The organism is Streptomyces sp. 3330, assembly GCF_031456635.1.
GTDB lineage: Bacteria > Actinomycetota > Actinomycetes > Streptomycetales > Streptomycetaceae > Streptomyces.
Genome location: NZ_JAVDVA010000001.1, coordinates 656,462 through 673,717, shown reverse-complemented (window position 1 = coordinate 673,717; position 17,256 = coordinate 656,462). Strand labels below are relative to the sequence as shown.

General features: G+C 72.1%; 16 protein-coding genes and 1 pseudogene. 4 read left to right on the top strand and 13 right to left on the bottom strand.

Translation table 11 applies throughout. The annotated features are described in order from the left end of the window. Window positions 1–104 precede the first annotated feature (104 nt). Window positions 105–644, bottom strand: coding sequence for a CGNR zinc finger domain-containing protein (locus tag J2X68_RS02945; RefSeq protein ID WP_310430799.1), 540 nt, complete (start codon window positions 642–644; stop codon window positions 105–107). Between the two features lie 139 nt (window positions 645–783). On the opposite strand from J2X68_RS02945, the gene J2X68_RS02940 reads away from it, so the two are divergent. Then, on the top strand, window positions 784–1,704 hold the full coding sequence (locus J2X68_RS02940; protein ID WP_310430798.1) for a pyridoxamine 5'-phosphate oxidase family protein: 921 nt from the start codon (window positions 784–786) through the stop codon (window positions 1,702–1,704). Between the two features lie 9 nt (window positions 1,705–1,713). Continuing rightward, window positions 1,714–2,190, top strand: a complete 477-nt coding sequence (locus tag J2X68_RS02935; RefSeq protein WP_310430797.1) for an NUDIX hydrolase — start codon at window positions 1,714–1,716, stop codon at window positions 2,188–2,190. A gap of 149 nt (window positions 2,191–2,339) precedes the next feature. Here J2X68_RS02935 and J2X68_RS02930 read toward each other — a convergent pair whose 3' ends face one another. Beyond that, on the bottom strand, window positions 2,340–2,624 hold the full coding sequence (locus tag J2X68_RS02930) for a hypothetical protein (RefSeq protein ID WP_399039205.1): 285 nt from the start codon (window positions 2,622–2,624) through the stop codon (window positions 2,340–2,342). 84 nt (window positions 2,625–2,708) lie between these two features. On the opposite strand from J2X68_RS02930, the pseudogene J2X68_RS02925 reads away from it, so the two are divergent. Further along, a pseudogene (locus J2X68_RS02925) lies at window positions 2,709–2,909 on the top strand (MerR family DNA-binding protein); the annotation flags it as partial. A gap of 74 nt (window positions 2,910–2,983) precedes the next feature. On the opposite strand, the gene J2X68_RS02920 reads toward J2X68_RS02925, so the two are convergent. Next, window positions 2,984–4,051: a hypothetical protein gene (locus J2X68_RS02920; protein ID WP_310430796.1), complete on the bottom strand. Its 1,068-nt coding sequence runs from the start codon at window positions 4,049–4,051 to the stop codon at window positions 2,984–2,986. A 286-nt stretch (window positions 4,052–4,337) separates the two neighbouring features. Further along, on the bottom strand, window positions 4,338–6,917 hold the full coding sequence (gene pepN, locus J2X68_RS02915; protein WP_310430795.1) for an aminopeptidase N: 2,580 nt from the start codon (window positions 6,915–6,917) through the stop codon (window positions 4,338–4,340). A gap of 151 nt (window positions 6,918–7,068) precedes the next feature. Between pepN and J2X68_RS02910 the strand changes: the two genes are divergently transcribed. Further along, window positions 7,069–7,713, top strand: a complete 645-nt coding sequence (locus tag J2X68_RS02910; protein WP_310430794.1) for a DsbA family protein — start codon at window positions 7,069–7,071, stop codon at window positions 7,711–7,713. A 114-nt stretch (window positions 7,714–7,827) separates the two neighbouring features. On the opposite strand, the gene J2X68_RS02905 is transcribed toward J2X68_RS02910, so the two are convergent. The 9 genes from J2X68_RS02905 to J2X68_RS02865 form a co-directional block, all read right to left on the bottom strand. After that, window positions 7,828–8,070: a hypothetical protein gene (locus J2X68_RS02905; RefSeq protein WP_310430793.1), complete on the bottom strand. Its 243-nt coding sequence runs from the start codon at window positions 8,068–8,070 to the stop codon at window positions 7,828–7,830. Window positions 8,071–8,231: 161 nt separating this feature from the next. Continuing rightward, window positions 8,232–8,873, bottom strand: coding sequence for a superoxide dismutase (locus J2X68_RS02900; RefSeq protein WP_310430792.1), 642 nt, complete (start codon window positions 8,871–8,873; stop codon window positions 8,232–8,234). Between the two features lie 178 nt (window positions 8,874–9,051). Beyond that, entirely contained in the window at window positions 9,052–10,431 is a 1,380-nt protein-coding gene (locus J2X68_RS02895) for an amino acid permease (protein WP_310430791.1), read from the bottom strand. Window positions 10,432–10,544: 113 nt separating this feature from the next. Further along, window positions 10,545–11,438, bottom strand: coding sequence for a TauD/TfdA family dioxygenase (locus J2X68_RS02890; RefSeq protein WP_310430790.1), 894 nt, complete (start codon window positions 11,436–11,438; stop codon window positions 10,545–10,547). A gap of 22 nt (window positions 11,439–11,460) precedes the next feature. Further along, window positions 11,461–12,819, bottom strand: a complete 1,359-nt coding sequence (locus J2X68_RS02885) for an LLM class flavin-dependent oxidoreductase (RefSeq protein WP_310430789.1) — start codon at window positions 12,817–12,819, stop codon at window positions 11,461–11,463. Beyond that, window positions 12,816–13,553 (bottom strand): ABC transporter ATP-binding protein, encoded by a 738-nt coding sequence (locus J2X68_RS02880; protein ID WP_310430788.1) that lies wholly within the window; start codon window positions 13,551–13,553, stop codon window positions 12,816–12,818. Before J2X68_RS02880 ends, J2X68_RS02885 begins: the two co-directional genes overlap by 4 nt. Then, complete coding sequence (locus J2X68_RS02875; protein WP_310430787.1) at window positions 13,529–14,479, bottom strand: ABC transporter permease; 951 nt, start codon at window positions 14,477–14,479, stop codon at window positions 13,529–13,531. The genes J2X68_RS02880 and J2X68_RS02875 overlap by 25 nt, the downstream gene beginning before the upstream one ends. Before the next feature lie 5 nt (window positions 14,480–14,484). After that, window positions 14,485–15,552, bottom strand: coding sequence for an ABC transporter substrate-binding protein (locus J2X68_RS02870; RefSeq protein WP_310430786.1), 1,068 nt, complete (start codon window positions 15,550–15,552; stop codon window positions 14,485–14,487). A 284-nt stretch (window positions 15,553–15,836) separates the two neighbouring features. Beyond that, window positions 15,837–17,063 carry an ROK family transcriptional regulator gene (locus J2X68_RS02865; RefSeq protein ID WP_310430785.1) on the bottom strand — a complete coding sequence of 409 codons (1,227 nt, stop codon included), beginning with the start codon at window positions 17,061–17,063 and terminating at the stop codon, window positions 15,837–15,839. Between the last annotated feature and the right edge of the window lie 193 nt (window positions 17,064–17,256).

Genomic DNA, 17,256 nt, shown 5'->3' with positions numbered 1-17,256 from the left:
GGACAGCTGTTTGGGGAGAGTTGACCGAATCGATATGGATGTATGGGGAAAACCCTCTACGAGCCCCCTGTGTGTCGCCTGTCCGCCGATTGTGCGGATCCCGGTCAGGCGTCCTTGGCGCGGGCGTAGTGCCGGGAGGCCTTCGCGCGGTTGCCGCAGGCCGCCATGGAGCACCAGCGGCGGGTGCCGTTGCGCGAGGTGTCGAAGAAGTGCAGTACGCAGGCCTCGTGCGCACAGGAGCGGATCCGGTCGGGGGCGGTGGAGAGCAACTCCAGGTAGTTCCGGGCGGCCAGCCAGCCGGGCCCCCAGGCCTCGTCCCTGAACTCGGGCCGCTCGCCCGGCCCTTCGGCGGTGAGCGTGGGCCGGATCCGTCCGTGTCCGAGCACGGTGTCGACGCCGAGGGTGTCCGCGGGGCTGTCCACCGCGGCCCCGAGCGCGTCGCGCGCCCGGAGCGTGTGGCGCAGGGTCGCCGCGTCGGCCGCGAACCGCTCGTCCAGCCCGTTCGCGGCGAGCCACACGGCGAGCCCGTCCGTGTCGCGCAGCAGATCCTGTACGGCGCCCTCCCGCACCCACCGTGTGTTGAGCAGGTCGAGCGCGAGGGGCTCGCCGGTGAGGGGGCGGGGGTCGGGCGAGGCGGCGGGCATCGGGGCTCCTTCGGTGCTAACCACTCAAGAGTACGTGACCGGTTGACCTGGCCGAGTTTAACCTCTAAATTAAGTGTGAGAGGTTAGATTCGCGGGCCCGTCCGAGGGGACCGCGGGAGCCGAGGAGGCCGAGCGACCCATGGACGTCTACCACTCCGGCTCGCGTGCGGTGCAGGACCGCGTCGGGGTCCGCGATCTCGCCGACCACATGGGCCGGGCGGTGGGTGAGGGCGTCAGGCCGGTCGTCGCCGCCTTCCTGGAACTCCAGCCGCTGCTGGTGCTGGGCGCCGCGGACCCGGTCGGCGGCCGGGTGTGGGCGTCGGCGGTCACGGGCGTCCCGGGCTTCGTCCGGGCCACCGGGCCCCGCCGGATCTCGGTCGCCACCGGCGCCTCGCACGCGCCCGGCGGCGCGGGCGGGCTCCCGTCGGCCGACCCCCTCGCGGCGGCGACGGCCACCCCGGGCACCCCCGTCGGCACCCTCGCCCTCGACCCGCGCACCCGCCGCCGCGTGCGACTGAACGGTCGGCTGCTGCCCACCCCGCGCGGCTTCGCCGTCGAGACCGACCGGGTGTTCGCCAACTGCCCCAAGTACATCCAGCGCAGGGAGTCCTTCGAGACGGTCGACCGCACGCCCGGGGACCCGCTCCGGGGCGCCGAACTCGACCCGGAACAGCGGGCGTTCGTCGCATGCGCCGACACCTTCTTCCTCGCCACCGTCCGGCCCGGAGGCACCGGCGCCGAAGCCGGGCACCGCGGCGGCGGCCCCGGCTTCGTGCACGTCACCTCGCCGCGCACGCTCACCTGGCGCGACCACCCCGGCAACTCCATGTTCCTCAGCCTGGGCAACCTCGCCGCCGACCCCCGCGCCGGCCTGCTCCTCCTCGACTGGACGACGGGCCGCACCCTGCAGCTCACGGGGGAGGCGCGCACCCGGTTCGCCCCCGACGGGGAACGCACGGTCCTCTTCACCGTCGCGGAGACGGTCGACACCCCCGCCGCTCTCCCGCTGCGCTGGTCCGCGCCGGAATACTCCCCTGCGAACCCGGACCCGACCGGCTAACGTCCCCCCATGCGCCAGAAGTTGAGGGTGGCGGCCTATGCCGTCTGCGTCCGTGACGGACAGCTCCTGCTCGCCCGCTCGCCGGCCGCCGACGGCACCCCCGAGTGGGTGCTGCCCGGCGGTGGCATGGAGCACGGCGAGGACCCCCTCGACACCGTCGTGCGCGAACTGGACGAGGAGACCGGCTACCGCGTCGAGGTGACCGGCCTGCTCGGCATCGACTCCTTCCGCCACACCTTCCGGCGTGGCGTCCTGCGCCGCCCCGTGGACCACCACGGCGTCCGGATCGTCTACGAGGGCCGGGTCGTCGGAGGCGAACTGCGCAACGAGGTCGACGGCTCCACCGACCTGGCCGCCTGGCACGACCTGACCGCGGTGCCCGGCCTCGCCCGGGTCCGGCTGGTCGACGTCGCGCTGAAGCTGTGGCAGGAACGTCCGCTGGACGGCAGGGCGTCCGTGCCCCCGCCGGCCGTCCCCGGGGCGTGATCCGGCGCCGCGCGCGTCCCGTGCGCCCGCCGTGACGCGCACGCCGTCGTCCTCCGCCGCGCCACCCGCACGAGCGGCTCCGCCGCCCGCCCCGGCCTGCGCGCGCGGGGCCCCGATCGTCCGGGCGCTCGCGCGGACCGGCCGGAGTGTCACCTCTTCGCAGAGCGTCCGAGGGCCGCGTCGCGGGCGGGAGCGGGGGCGGGACGCCCTCCCGTGCGGCGTCGCGTCGCCGCCCGCAGCCACGGAGCCGACTGCGCGACGCCCCAGGCGGCTTCCACGCCGAGGAACGGCCACAGCGCCCCCGGCACGCCCTGCGCCAGCGCGTACGCCATCCAGGCCGTGAACAGGGCACGGGCCACGCCGTCGAGCAGCCCGTGCACCGCCAGCGGCCCGGTCAGGCGCAGAACGGCCCAGACGATCACGACCGACCCCATCAGGTGGGCGAACAGGGTCTGGACCGGTTCGGTCTGCGGGAACGCGCCCAGCCCCCACGCCCGGCTCCACGCCGACAGCACGCCGCGCAGACCCTGGGCTTCACGCTCGCGGAGATCGCCCGGCACGGCGAGGAACTGCGCGCGGCCCCCGACTCCGCCGCCGCCCTCTCCGCCCTCTTCGAGGAGAAGATCCAGGTCGTCGACGCCCGCATGGCCGAACTCGCCGCCCTGCGCGCCGAGCTCGCCGACCGCGTCGGCACCGGCTGTCCGCTGCGCAGGGCGTGACGGCATGAGGAGGGGCCGCCGGATGCGACCCGGCGGCCCCTCCTCTCCCCTCCTGGCTCCGCCCCGTCGCGTCCCTAACGGGGCAGCACCACGACATACGCGGCCGGGTCCCGGTCGCCCGACGCCATCAGCGCCGTGCGGACCACCGCGGCCTGCTGCTCCATCGCGTTCCTCAGCTTCTTCGGGGTGATGTGGACGACCGTGATGCCGAGCCGCTCCAGATGCTCCCGCTTGCGGGCGTACTCCGACCAGAGGGCGTCCTCGTCCTGCCGGGGCGCCCGGGTGTCCAGTTCGACCGCCACCGCCTGCTCCGGCCAGTACGCGTCCAGGCCTCCCAGGTGGGGACCGCCCGGCAGGCGCAGGTCCACGTTCCACACCGGGTCGGGCAGGCCGTGGTCGCGCACCATCGCGTACAGCCGCTCCTCCGCGATCGCGCGTCCCTCCGCGAGCAGCGAGTCCACCGCGTCCACCACGTGCGGCCGGCTCAGCAACTTGGCGTGGTTCAACTCCCTCACCACCGCCGCCGGTTCGCAGTGCCCCCCGCGCACCGCCTCCGACAGCAGCCGCCGTACCACCCTCGCGTCCGTCAGCTGGGCCACGGCGTCGGCGAGCGCGCGGGGCACCGGCGCCACCGGGACTCCCGTGGCCTGCTCGGGAGCCGGCAGACTGCCCGTGCGGACGACGTGGGCGCAGCCCGTCGAGCGCAGCCGGCGCAGCCGCGGGACCAGGACGTCGATGTGCTCCAGGGACATGAGCGGGGGAGCGGACGAGATCCCGTGCAGGGTCAGGGCCGCCAGCCCGGTGATCATCGCCTCCTTGTACACCGGTCGGTGCGGGTCGCCGGCGTCCGGCTGGGCCGGTACCGCGGGCGGCGGCGTCGCGGTGTCCCGGCCCGCGTACATCAGCACCGCGTGCAGCCGCTCCTCGCTGGTCGGCGGGCCCGGGTGGAGCAGGTACACGCCGGGGAGGAGCTGCTGCCAGGGGCCGCCGGGCCGGCACTGCTCGTTCGCGTCGGCCACCGCGACGCCTTGCGAGCGGAGCCGGCCCGCCGTCGTGACACGGCGCTGTACGTCCGACAGGTGACGGACGGGGCGGGGGGACGCCGAGGGGGTTTGGGGGAGGGGGGTGTTGTGGTGGTTCATGCAACGGGGATTCCGCGCCCGCGCTGTCTCCTAACCGCTGTTACACGCCCGTCGACAAATCCGGACAAGCTCGTCCTAAAGGACGGGTGTTCGGATGCCGATGGGGCGCCGAAAACCCCTGGTCCCGCAGGGGGGCTCCAGGGGTTACGGGTCGGATTGCCTGAATTCCGTAACGGTGACCCTCAGCGGAATTCATGGCCAAAGCTCAGGCCGAAGCCCGTGGTCGAAGCTCCGTCGTCGAGCGCATGTCCGGAGCGCGCGTGACCGAAGCGCGTGACCGGAGCGCTCAGTCGGTTCCGGCCGCCGAGCCGGCCTCCTGCGCCCGCAGCGACCGGGCCAGGTCGTCGCGCGCCTCCAGCACCAGCCGGCGCAGCGCCGGCGCCGCCGACTCGTGCGCCGCGAGCCACGCGTCGGTCGCCTCCAGCGTCCGGGGGGAGTCCTGGAGCGACGGGAACAGCCCCTTGACGACGGTCATGGCGATCTGGATCGACCGCTCGGCCCAGATCCGCTCGATCGACGTGAAGTACTTCTCCGCGTACGGCACGAGCAGCTCCCGCTGCGAGGGCTGGGCGAAGCCCGCGATCGTCGCCTCCACCAGCGCGTTGGACAGCGCGTCCGACTCCACCAGCTGGGCCCACGCCTGCGCCTTGACCGCCTCCGACGGGCGGGCCGCGAGGCAGCGGACCTGGTGCCGCTTGCCGGACGCCGTGTCGTCACGGGCCAGTTCGGCCGTCAGCGCCTTCTCGTCGGCGTGTCCGTGCGCGACCAGCGGCTCCACGAAGGCCCAGCGCAGCTCCTGGTCCACCTCCAGGCCGTCGATCTCCGCCGTGCCGTCCAGCAGGCCCTGGAGCAGCTCGAAGTCGGAGCCGGAGGAGGCCACCGCCGCGAAGAAGCGCGCCCAGGCCAGCTGGTGCTCGCTGCCCGGCTCGGCCGCCCGCAGATTCCGCAGCGCGGTGCCGGCCAGCAGTTCCTCGCCCGTCCGTCGCCAGGACCGCGGCGCGTAGTGGACCAGTGCCGACTCCGCCCACGCGTGCAGCATCTGCAGGACGCCGATGTCGGACTCGTGATGCCCGAACCGCGTCACCAGGCCCACGAAGTCGGCCGCGGGCAGCAGGGCGTCCCGGGTCAGGTTCCACAGTGCCGACCAGCACAGGGCACGGGCCAGCGGGTCGGTCATCGAGCCCAGGTGCTCGCGCAGCGTGGCCAGCGAGGTCTCGTCGAAGCGGATCTTGCAGTACGTCAGGTCGTCGTCGTTGACGAGCACCAGCTCCGGGGCCTCGGCGCCCGCCAGCTCCGTCACGACCGTACGCGGACCGTCGACGTCCGTCTCGGCGCGCGCGTACCGCACGAGACGGCCGTCCTCGCGGCGGTACAGGCCGATCGCCACCCGGTGCGGCCGCAGTTCGGGGTACGCCTCGGCGGCCTCCTGGACCACCGCCAGCTCGTCGATCCGCCCCTGTGGGTCCAGCAGCACCTGGGGGGTCAGCGCGTTCACGCCCGCCGTCTGGAGCCAGGACCGGGCCCAGCCGCCCATGTCGCGGCCGCTGGTCTCGGCGAGCACCGACAGCAGGTCCCCGAGGCGCGTGTTGCCGTACGCGTGCCGCTTGAAGTAGCGCCGTGCGCCCTCGAGGAACGCGTCCTGGCCGACGTACGCCACCAGTTGCTTCAGGACGGAGGCGCCCTTGGCGTACGTGATGCCGTCGAAGTTCAGCTTCGCGTCCTGGAGGTCGCGGATGTCGGCCGTGATCGGGTGGGTGGAGGGGAGCTGGTCCGCCCGGTAGGCCCACGCCTTGCGGCGGTTGGCGAAGGTGATCCAGGCGTCGGTGAAGCGTGTCGCGCCGACGTTCGCGAACGTGCCCATGAAGTCGGCGAAGGACTCCTTCAGCCACAGGTCGTCCCACCACACCATGGTGACCAGGTCGCCGAACCACATGTGCGCCATCTCGTGCAGGATGACGTTCGCCCGCGCCTCGTACGACGCCTGCGTCACCTTGCCCCGGAAGATGTACTCCTCGCGGAAGGTCACCAGACCCGGGTTCTCCATCGCGCCGAGGTTGTACTCGGGCACGAACGCCTGGTCGTACTTGCCGAACGGGTACGGGTAGTCGAAGTGGTCGTGGAAGAAGTCCAGGCCCTGCTTGGTGACGAGGAAGACGTCCGCGGAGTCGAAGTGGGGCGCCAGGCCCTTGCGGCACATCGCGCCGAGGGGGATCTCCAGCGTCGTACCGTCACCCAGGTCGCGCGTGTACGTGTCCGTCACGTAGTGGTACGGGCCCGCCACGACGCAGGTGATGTACGTCGAGATCGGCTTCGTCTCCGCGAAGCGCCACACCCCGTCGACGCGCTCGCCGGCGCCGTTGCTCCACACCACCCACTCCTCGGGCGCCCGCACCTCGAAGCGGAACGGCGCCTTGAGGTCGGGCTGCTCGAAGCCCGCGAAGACCCGGCGTGCGTCGGCCGGCTCGTACTGGGTGTACAGGTACACCTCGCCGTCCTCCGGGTCGACGAAGCGGTGCAGGCCTTCGCCGGTGCGCGAGTAGGCGCACCGGGCGTCGACGACCAGCTCGTTCTCCGCGGCCAGGTCCTCCAGCAGGATCCGGGCGCCGTCGAAGACCTCGCCGGGGTCGAGGTCGCGGCCGTTGAGGGAGACGGACGTCACACTCGGCGCGATCAGGTCGACGAAGGTCGACGCGCCGGGCTCGCTGCTGCGGAAGCGGATCGTGGTGACCGAGCGGAAGGTGCGCGGCTCGTCCCCGGTCCGGTCGCCGGTCGCCGACCGGATGTCGAGGGACACGTCGTACCCGTCGACGGACAGCAGGGCGGCCCGCTCCCGGGCCTCGTCGCGGGACAGGTTCTCACCGGGCACGGCGGTACTCCCTCAGTGCGTTGGACAGGGGCTTTCGGACAGGAGTGATCCTGCCATGCGCCCCTGACGCGGGGCAGCAGGGAATGTGCGGCACGGACGGCGGGTTGAGGGACGGAAAGGCTTATCCCATGAGGATCTCTTGAGGAGAGACATGTCGGAGAAGACCCCCGTCGACTTCTGGTTCGACCCGTCGTGCCCGTGGGCCTGGATGACGTCGCGCTGGGTGCTGGAAGTGGAGAAGGTCCGTGACATCGAGGTCCGCTGGCATCTGATGAGCCTCGCCGTCCTCAACGAGGACAGGCTGGAGGAGCTGCCCGAGCAGTACCGGGAGTTCCTCGAGACGAAGGCGTGGCGGCCGGTCCGCGTGGTGGCCGCCGCCGAGCAGAAGCACGGCGCGGACGTCCTCGGCCCGCTCTACACGGCGCTCGGCACCCGGTTCCACAACAACGGCGAGGGCCCCACCGCGGAGGCCATCGCGGCCGCGCTCGCCGACGTCGGCCTGCCCGCCGACCTCATCGACTACGCCGATCAGAAGGACTTCGAGTTCGACGCCGAACTGCGCGCCTCCCACAAGGAGGGCATCGAGAAGGTCGGCCAGGACGTCGGCACTCCGGTCATCGCGGTGCCCGGCCCCGACGGCGAGCAGATCGCCTTCTTCGGTCCCGTGGTCACCCCCGCGCCCAAGGGCGAGGAAGCCGCCCGTCTGTGGGACGGCACCCTCGCCGTCGCCTCGGTCCCCGGCTTCTACGAGCTCAAGCGCTCCCGGACCAAGGGCCCGGACTTCAGCAACCTGTGACGGCGGTGGCGCCCCCGCGCGTCGCTCACGGGGCTGCCATGGATCCCATGACGCAGAGCGGTGCCTCGGTACCGCACTCGGCCCGCACACCGGGAACGCAAGCAGGGGCGGCGCTCAGGCGGCCGTCTGCGGGGGTGTGCGGAACTCGTCCGGCAGATCGAAGCCGGACCTCCAGTTGAAGTAGGACTGCACCCGCACACAGCCCTCGCGGGTGCAGCGCCGGTACTTGTCGAGCTCCGCCCGGTGCACCGGCACCAGCGTCTGCGCCAGGGCGAAGGCCCGCTCGGCGCCGCGCAGGTGCCGGAAGTGCTGTTCGGTGTCCCCGCAGTTGGGGCAACGCCTCTTCGGAAGACCCATGCGGGCCACTGTCGCCCGGAACACCGTCCCTGCGGAAGCCCCCGGCCAGGGGGTACGGGAACGGCCCCGCGAGTCAGGTCCTCGCGGGGCCGTTCCTTCCTTCCGCCCGCCGCCGTGAAGGGTGAGAAGACGATCACGAGGCAGGACGCTTCACCGCTGCCTCAGGGGGCGAGCAGCAGCACATCCGCGCGGGACTTCGCGGCTTCGAGGCGCCGGGCCACGTCCTGCCAGTTCACGACGGCCCACATCGCCTCGATGAAGTCGACCTTCTGGTTCCGGTACTGGAGGTAGAAGGCGTGCTCCCAGGCGTCGAAGACGAGGATCGGCACGGACCCCTGGCCGACGTTGCCCTGGTGGTCGTAGACCTGCTCGACGATCAGCCGGCCGCTGAGCGGCTCGTACGCGAGGACGCCCCAGCCCGAGCCCTGCGTCGTCGCGGACGCCTTGGTCAGCTGCGCCTTGAAGGCGGCGAACGAGCCGAAGGACTCGGTGATCGCGTCCGCGAGGTCGCCGACACCGTCCGCCGCGAGGGGCTCACCGCCGCCGTCGCCGGTCATGTTGGCCCAGTAGATGCTGTGCAGGATGTGGCCGGAGAGATGGAAGGCGAGGTTCTTCTCCAGGCCGCCCAGCGCCGCCCACTGCTCCTTGTCCCGCGCCTCCGCCAGCTGCTCCAGGGTGTCGTTGGCGCCCTTCACATAGGCCGCGTGGTGCTTGTCGTGGTGCAGCTCGATGATCTCCGGGCTGATCACGGGGGCGAGCGCGGAGTAGTCGTAGGGCAGTTCGGGCAGCGTGTAGACGGGCATGGCGGGATCCCCTCGAACCTCTTATTGCAAGTGACTTGCAAGTGCAGGCTAGCAACAAGAGGGGGGTTCCGGGCAAGAACGACGGCGTGGCGGCAACGAGAAGGCCCCCACGTGCCGTGCACGTGGGGGCCTGCGGGCCACCGTCGGACGGGCGCCGGGGGCGCCGGCGGAAGGCGGGTCAGCCCGTGGCCCGCCGCCGCTGCCAGGCGTACCCGACGGCCGCCAGGAACGCCGTCATCCCGCCCGACCAGTACAGTTGCATCCGCGTGTCCGGCTCCCGCGCCATCAGGACGAGGATCGCCGCCATCCCCGCCAGCGCGACCCAGGTGAGCACCGGGAACGCCCACATCCGGACGACCAGCCGCTCGGGCGCCTCGCGCTCCAGACGGCCGCGCAGCCGCAGCTGGGAGAGGGTGATGAAGATCCAGACGACCAGGATCACCGCGCCGATCATGTTCAGCAGCCAGGGGAACACGTCGTCCGGCCGCCAGTAGCTGAGCAGCACGCAGCCGAAGCCGAAGACACAGGAGACGAGCACCGCGACCCGGGGCGCGCCGCCCGACACCCGGCCCAGCGCCCGCGGGCCGTGGCCCCGCTCCACCAGCGAGTACGCGATGCGCGAGGAGCCGTAGACGTTGGCGTTCATGGCGCTGAGCAGCGCGGCCAGCACCACCATGTTCATGACCTGGCCGGCCCCGGGGATGCCGAGGTGGTCGAGAGCGGCGACGTAGGGGCCCTTCTCGACGACCGCCTTCGCGTCCCAGGGGACGAGGGTGACGATGACGGCCATGGAGCCGACGTAGAACAGCGCGATGCGCCACATCGCCGTACGGACCGCGCTCGCCACGCCCCGGACCGGGTTCTCCGACTCGGCGGCGGCGATCGTGACCGTCTCCAGGCCGCCGTACGCGAAGACGGAGGCGAGCAGACCGACGACCAGGCCCTCGCTCCCGTGCGGGAAGAGCTCGCCCAGATGGGCGGTCCCCGGGGAGTCCGTGCCCGGCAGCACACCGGCCACGGCCAGCACGCCCAGCACCAGGAACAGGGTGATCGCGCCGACCTTCAGGGCCGCGAACCAGAACTCGAACTCGCCGAAGTTCTTCACGGCGGCCAGGTTCGCCCCGCAGAACAGGAGCATGAACAGCGCCACCCAGGCCCACTCGGGCGTGCCCGGCAGCCAGCCCGTGACGATCTTCGCGGCGCCGATGCCCTCCAGGCCGACGGCCGTGCACAGCAGGACCCAGAAGGCCCACCCCACGGTGAAGCCCGCCCAGGGGCCGAAGGCCCGTTCGGCGTGCGCCGAGAACGAGCCCGAGGAGGGGTGGGCGGCCGACATCTCGCCCAGCATCCGCATCACCAGCATCACGAGCAGGCCGGAGAGGGCGTAGGCGAGGACGATCGACGGGCCGGCGGCGGCGATCCCCGCGCCCGAGCCGACGAAGAGACCGGCGCCGATGACGCCGCCGAGGGCGATCATCGACAGATGGCGCTGTTTGAGGCCGTGGGACAGGGTGACGTCCGGCTCCGGCGGAGTCCCGACGGTGGTGCTGCTGGGCATGGGCGCGGTTCGTCCAATGCGTGAGATGGGCAAAAACGCCCACAGTCTGGGCAGCCCCGCCGCGCCGGCGGAGGGGCTGCCCAGCATCCGGACGGACCGGATACGCGCTGTCGCTAGGCCGCTACGGACGTGTAGTGCGCTGCGTCGCCCTCGATCGAGTAGCTCTCCTTGCCGTCGATGCCGACCGGGATGTCACCCGCGACCGTCACCCGGTGCAGGCGGCGGGGCCGGCCGTCGTAGTTGTCGACCGCGTAGTGCTGGGTGATGCGGTTGTCGAACAGGACCAGCTGGTTCTCCGACCAGCGGTGGCGCAGGATGTTCTCCGGCCGGGTGACGTACGACTGGAGCAGGTCGAGGATCTTGCGGGACTCGGCCGGCGACAGGCCCACGATGCGCCGGGCGAACCCGCCGATGAACAGGCCGCGCTCGCCGGTCAGCGGGTGCACGCGGACCACCGGGTGGACCGTGCGGTACTTGATCGAGGTGAACTGGGCGCGCGCGGCCGCCTGTTCCTCGTCGACCGTCTCCTCCGGCACCGCGTAGTCGTAGTCGTTGGTGTGCTCGGCCCACAGGGTGTCGGCGAGCTGCCTCAGCGGCTCCGGCAGCTGGCGGTAGGCCGCAGCCGAGCTGGTGATCAGGGTCTCGCCGCCGTACGGCGGGAGGACCAGGCTGCGCAGGGTGCTGGCCTGCGGCGGGTTCAGGACGAACGTGACGTCCGTGTGCCAGTGGTTGGCGGCGCGGCCGCGCTCGCTGTCGACCGGCAGCACGTTCGGGGCCCCGTCGACGGCCGGCACGGTCGGGTGGGCGGTGGTGAGGTCGCCGAAGTGGCGGACGAACGCCTGCTGGCCCGCGTCGTCCAGGTCCACGTCGTCGAAGACCAGGGCCTTGTGGACGTTGAGCGCCTCGCGCAGGGCCGCGTAGGTCTCCTCGTCGAGGGGCTTCGCGAGGTCGACGCCCGAGACCTGGGCGCCGATGTGCGCGGTGACCTTGCGGATCTCGATGCTCATGGGAGGTTCCTTTCGGACGGGGTCAGACGAGGGCGGGTGCGGGCGGGCTCACGTGCTGGTTGGCGGGGCGCGGGAGGCCGTACCTCTCGCGCAGGGTCGTGCGCGGGCCGTACTCGGTGCGCAGCAGGCCGCGGGCGCGCAGGATCGGCACGACGTGGTCGACGAAGGCGTCCAGGCCGGAGGGCAGGACCGCGGGCATGATGTTGAACCCGTCGGCGGCGCCCTGGGTGAACCAGCTCTCGATCGCGTCGGCGACCTGCTCGGGCGTGCCCGCGAAGGTGAGGTGCCCGCGCCCGCCGCCCAGCCGCCCGATCAGCTGCCGCACGGTGAGGCGCTCGCGCCGGGCCAGCTCCACCACGAGGGTGTAGCGGCTCCTGGCGCCCTCGATCGCGCTCTCCGGCGGCAGATCGGCGGGCAGTTCCGCGTCCAGGTCCAGGGCGCCCGGCTCCAGCTGGAGCAGCTGTTCCAGCCGCTGGACCCCGTGCGTGTGCACGATGTGGTCCTCCAGGACCTGTTCGTTCGCGCGCGCCTCGGCCTCCGTCGAGCCGATCACCGGGACGATGCCGGGCAGCACCTTGAGGTGCTCGGGGTCCCGGCCCGCCGCCCGGGTACGGGACTTGAGGTCGGCGTAGAAGGCCTGGGCGTCGGCCAGCGTCTGCTGCGCGGTGAACACCGCCTCCGCGTAGCGGGCCGCGAACGCCTTGCCGTCCTCGCTCGACCCGGCCTGCACCAGCAGCGGGTAACCCTGGGGCGAACGCGGGACGTTGAGGGCGCCCTCGACGCTGAAGTACGTTCCCCGGTGCCGGGGCGGGTGGACCTTGGCGTCGTCGCCCCAGACGCCGGCCGCCTTGTCGGCGACGATCGCGTCGTCCTCCCAGCTGTCCCAGAGCTTCAGGGCCACGTCGAGGAACTCGCCGGCGCGGGCGTAGCGCTCGGCGTGCGCGGGCTCGGCGTCCAGCCCGAAGTTGCGGGCGGCCTCGGCCCCGGCGGTGGTGACGATGTTCCAGCCCGCCCGGCCGCCGCTGATGATGTCGAGCGAGGCGAACTTACGGGCCAGGTTGTACGGGGAGTTGTAGGAGGTGGACGCGGTGGCGATGAGGCCGATGTGCCGGGTGGCCGTCGCCAGCGCGGTGAGCAGCGTGAGCGGCTCCAGGGCGCCGGCCGGGCGCTGGGCGATGGTGCCCCACAGCTGCGGGCCGTCGGCGAGGAACAGGGAGTCGAAGGTGCCGCGTTCGGCGATCCGGGCCAGGTGGACGTAGTGGTCCAGCTCCACGTGGGCGTACGGGTCGCTCTCCGGGAGCCGCCAGGACGCCTCGTGGTGTCCGGTGTTCATCAGGAACGCGTTCAGGTGGAGCTGTCGTCCGGGGTCGGCCGTGGTCACTTGTGGTCCTCCGTGACGCCCAGGGCCGCGAGCAGCCGTTCGCGGTACTCGCCGAGCAGCGGGTCCCGGTACGAGCGCGGGTGCGGGCGGTCGATGGTCAGGTCGAGGCCGATACGGCCGTGGTCGAGGACGAGGACCCGGTCGGCGAGCACGATCGCCTCGTCCACGTCGTGGGTGACGAGCAGCACGGAAGGCCGGTGGCGCTCCCAGAGCTCGCGCAGCAGGGTGTGCATCTTGATCCGCGTGAGGGCGTCCAGCGCCCCGAACGGCTCGTCTGCGAGGAGGAGTTCGGGCTCGCGGACCAGTGAGCGGGCCAGGGCGGCGCGCTGCGCCTCACCGCCGGACAGCTCGTTGGGCCAGGCCCGCTCGCGGCCTTTCAGCCCCACCTCGGCGAGGGCCGCGCGGCCCTTCCGCTCGGCCTCCTTGCCGTCGAGCCCCAGCAGCACGTTGTCCAGCACCCGCCGCCAGGGCAGCAGCCGGGAGTCCTGGAAGACCACCGACACCCGCTCCGGAGCGGTGAGCCGTCCGCTGCCGACGACCTCGTGGTCGAGGTGGGCGACCGCCCGCAGCAGGGTGCTCTTGCCGGACCCGCTGTGTCCGAGCAGCGCCACGAACTGGCCGGCGGGGATGTCCAGGTCGATGCCGTCGAGAACGGTGCGGTCCTCGAACGACCGTGTCAGGCCGCGCAGTCGGACTGCGGCGGCACGGGTCAGCTGCTCAGTGTGCGGCGCCACGACAGCACCCTCCGTTCGATGAGACGGACCGCGGCGTCGGAGAGGAGACCGAAGACGCCGTAGATGAGGAGGCCGACGAGGATGACGTCCGACTGGCCGTAGTTCTGGGCCTGGAACATCATGTAGCCGAGACCGCTGGTGGCGTTGATCTGCTCCAGGACCACCAGTCCCAGCCAGGAGCCGGTCACCCCGAGCCGGAGTCCCACGAAGAATCCGGGCAGGGCGCCGGGGATCACGATCTGCCGGATGAACTGGACCTTCGACAGGCCCTGCACCTCGGCGAGTTCGACGAACCGGTGGTCGATGCCGGACAGCGCGGCATGCGTGTTGAGGTAGATCGGGATGTAGACGACGATGGCGATGATCGCGATCTTGAAGGTCTCGCCGATGCCCAGCCACAGGATGAACAGCGGGATCAGGCCGAGGGTCGGGATCGCGCGGTTGAGCTGCACGGTCCCGTCGATCAGGGCCTCGCCGGTCCGGGTCAGTCCCGAGGCCAGCGCGAGCGTCACCCCGGCGGTCAGGCCGATCGCGAAGCCGTAGGCGGCGCGCTCCAGCGAGGTGAGGACGTCGGTGGTCAGCGTCCCGTCGGTCCACAGGTTCACGCCGGTCTCCAGCACCGTCCAGGGTGCGGGGACGGCCCCGGTGTCCAGCCGCCCGGCGGCCGAGGCGGCGGCCCACAGGACGATGAGCAGCAGGGGCCCGACGAGCCGGGAGGCGGGCCACGGTCTGCCGGGGGAGAGCCCACGGCGCCGTGGGCGGCGGCGGCCCTGGCCGGCGTCGTCGGCGGCGACGGCGACGGCGCGGGCTTCGGCCGCGGTCGCGCCGGTGACTCCGGTCGCGCCGGCGGGTGTGCCGGGGGCGGTGGGCGTGTTCGTGCCGGGGCCGGTCTTCGTGCCGGTGTTCGTGCCGGCGCTGGTGGTCATGGCGGTCACCTCCGGTACTGGGCTGCCACGGACTTGGCGGCGATGCCCTCGAAGCGGTGGTCGAACAGCGAGGAGACGTCGAACTTCTTCACGAAGCCGCCCTCCGCGAGGAGGTCCGCGGTCTCCTGCTCCCACGCGACGGCCTCGTCCCAGCTCGGCGGGAAGAGCGGCTTGTTGGCGAGCGCCGTGATCGACCTGGCCTGGTCGAGGGTGAGGTTCTGCGTCTTGACGTAGAACTCCTCGTTCCAGACGTCCGGGTTCTCGTAGCTCCACACCAGGCCCTGCGCCCACTGCGGGATGAACGCGGCGACGGCCGCGGCCTTCGCCTTGTCGTTCAGCACGGACACCGGCGCCCACAGCAGGCTGAGCAGGTCGACGACGTCCGTGGTGATGACGCGGGCGCCCTTGGACTCGTACTGCTTGAGGTAGGCGGGCGACTGGGAGTTGCCGAGCGGGGCGATGTCCACCTGGCCCGACTGCAGGGCGGTGAGGAACTGGTTGCTGGTCAGCGGGACCAGGTTCACGTCGTCGTACTTCAGACCGGCCTTCTTCAGCGCCCGCAGCAGGACGACGCCCTGCGCCTGCCCCTGGGAGAACGCCAGCTTCTTTCCCCGGAAGTCGTCGACGGACTCGATGTCGCTGCCCGGCTTGGTGGCGAAGACGTAGTTCGGCTTGCGTGTGATGTTGATCGCGACGATTTTCGCGTCGAATCCCTGGTAATGCGCCTGGATCGGCGGAATACCCGCGTTGTTGGCGACGTCCAGCGACTTCGCGCGGAACGCGTTGATGACATCGGGACCCGCCCCGATGTTCAGCCAGCTCGACACCGTGAAGGGCAGTTCGGGCAGCTTCGCCAGCTTCAGCTGCAACTGCTGCGCACCCTGGAAGGAGGCGATCTTCAGGCTCGTGCCGGCGGGCACCTTGTCGGCGAGCGGGGCCGTGGAGGCGCCCTCACCGCGGGTGGCGGCACTGCTCTCGGCGCAGCCGCTGAGCCCGGCGACACCGGCGGCGGCGCCCAGCAGCGAGGCGAGGAAGAGACGCCGGTCGACACCGGACGTACGGGAAACAGGCACGGGAGAACCCCCAGGGAAAACGGAGACAAGGCAGGCGTGAGCCGGCGGAGGAAAGCGGGCGTGGCAGCGGCCGTAAGGGGACTGTGGAAATCAAGCGAATGCGCAGGAAGTCCGCAAGAAGCCCGCAAGGAATCTGCAACAAGACCGAAACGAATCCTGCGACTGAAGGCAGGAGAAGGACGCGCTCCCGGCGCGCCGGGGCGTCAGCAACAGAAAGTGCGACAGCTCATGAGAAAGATGTTCCTGTCCACGCGTGGGGCCTGTCAACATTCGGAGTTTCTGAATTAACTCGGCTCGGGCGGGACGCCCGGAGCACGCCAGGACGAGGCCAGCGGATCCCGGTAGAGCACGTCCAGCGCCACCGCCCCGCCCGCCACGGCCAGCACCGAGTCGGGAAAGCTGCTCGGCGAGACGGCGGCGGAGCGCCCCGCCCCGACCTCGTCCCGCAGCGCGGCGAGGCAGTCCTCCCGGAACAGCACGCCCACCTCGGTGACGACGACCCGCTCCGGATTGAGCACGTCCAGCAGCAGTCCGGCCGCCCGGCCCACCATCCGCGCCCGCTCCCGCAACAGCCGTACGGCCACCGGGTTCCCGGCGTCGGCCGCGGCGACCACGTGCATCGGGTTCACCCCGTCGACGACCCCGGCCCGCCGGGCCCGCCGGCACAACGTCCGCTCGCTCAGCTCCACCTGGAGGCAGCCGACCCGGCCGCACGCACAGGGCTCGGTGCCGCCGGCCAGCGGCAGGTGCGCGATGGAGCCCGCCTGCGAACGCGGCCCGTGGTGCACCTCGTCGTTCGTGGCGAACGCCGCGTCGACCACGTTCCCGACGAACAGGTGCAGCACGCTCCGGCTGCCGCGCGCCTGTCCGAACAGCCGCTCCGCGTTGACCAGCGCCCGTGCGTGTCCGTCCACCTGGACCGGCAGCCCGGTGTGCGCGCGGACCGTGTCCCGCACCGGCACGTCCCGCCAGTCCAGCAGCGGATGCTCGACGACGGTCCCCGAATCGCGGTCCACCCAGCCGCCCACGGCGACCCCCACCCCGAGGACCCGGCAGCCCGGGGCCTCCTCCAGCAGCGCGCCGAGTCCGTCGGCGGCCCGCGCCAGCACCTCGGCCGGTTCCGGGCGGCCACGATGCTTCAACTCCCGCCGCGCCACCACCCGGCCGCGCAGATCCAGCAGCGAGACGGTCGTGTACGGGACCGCCACATGCACCCCGCCCACGACGAACCGCGAGTCGTCCAGATCCACGGGAACGTGCGGGCGGCCCACCCCGTTGCTGCGCCGGGGCGCAGCCGCCTCCCGGATCAGCCCGAGCCCGGTGAGCCGGGCACAGTGGTCGGTGACGGAGGCGGGGGACAGCCCGGTGAGCCGGGCGATGGTGGAGCGCGCGACCGGCCCGTGCTCCAGCACGGACCGCAGGATCACACTGGCGCTGGTACGCCGCCGGTCGCTGTCGGCGACCCGGGTGACGGGAGAGACGGCGGCGGGAGGAGCCGCGGTACGGGGCATGGGGAACTTCCTCGGAAGTCGGGAGCCGGTCCGACACTGCGCCGTCTGTGGAGCGCGGCGCGCCGGATGATCGGCTCCGCCCGCCTCACACCGGAGGGCGACAGGCGGCCGCGCCCACGCGTCGCAGGTCGACATGGCGACGCGACGAGAAGTTCAGGGCCTGGGCCTGGGCAACCATGGCTCGAAGCTAGCA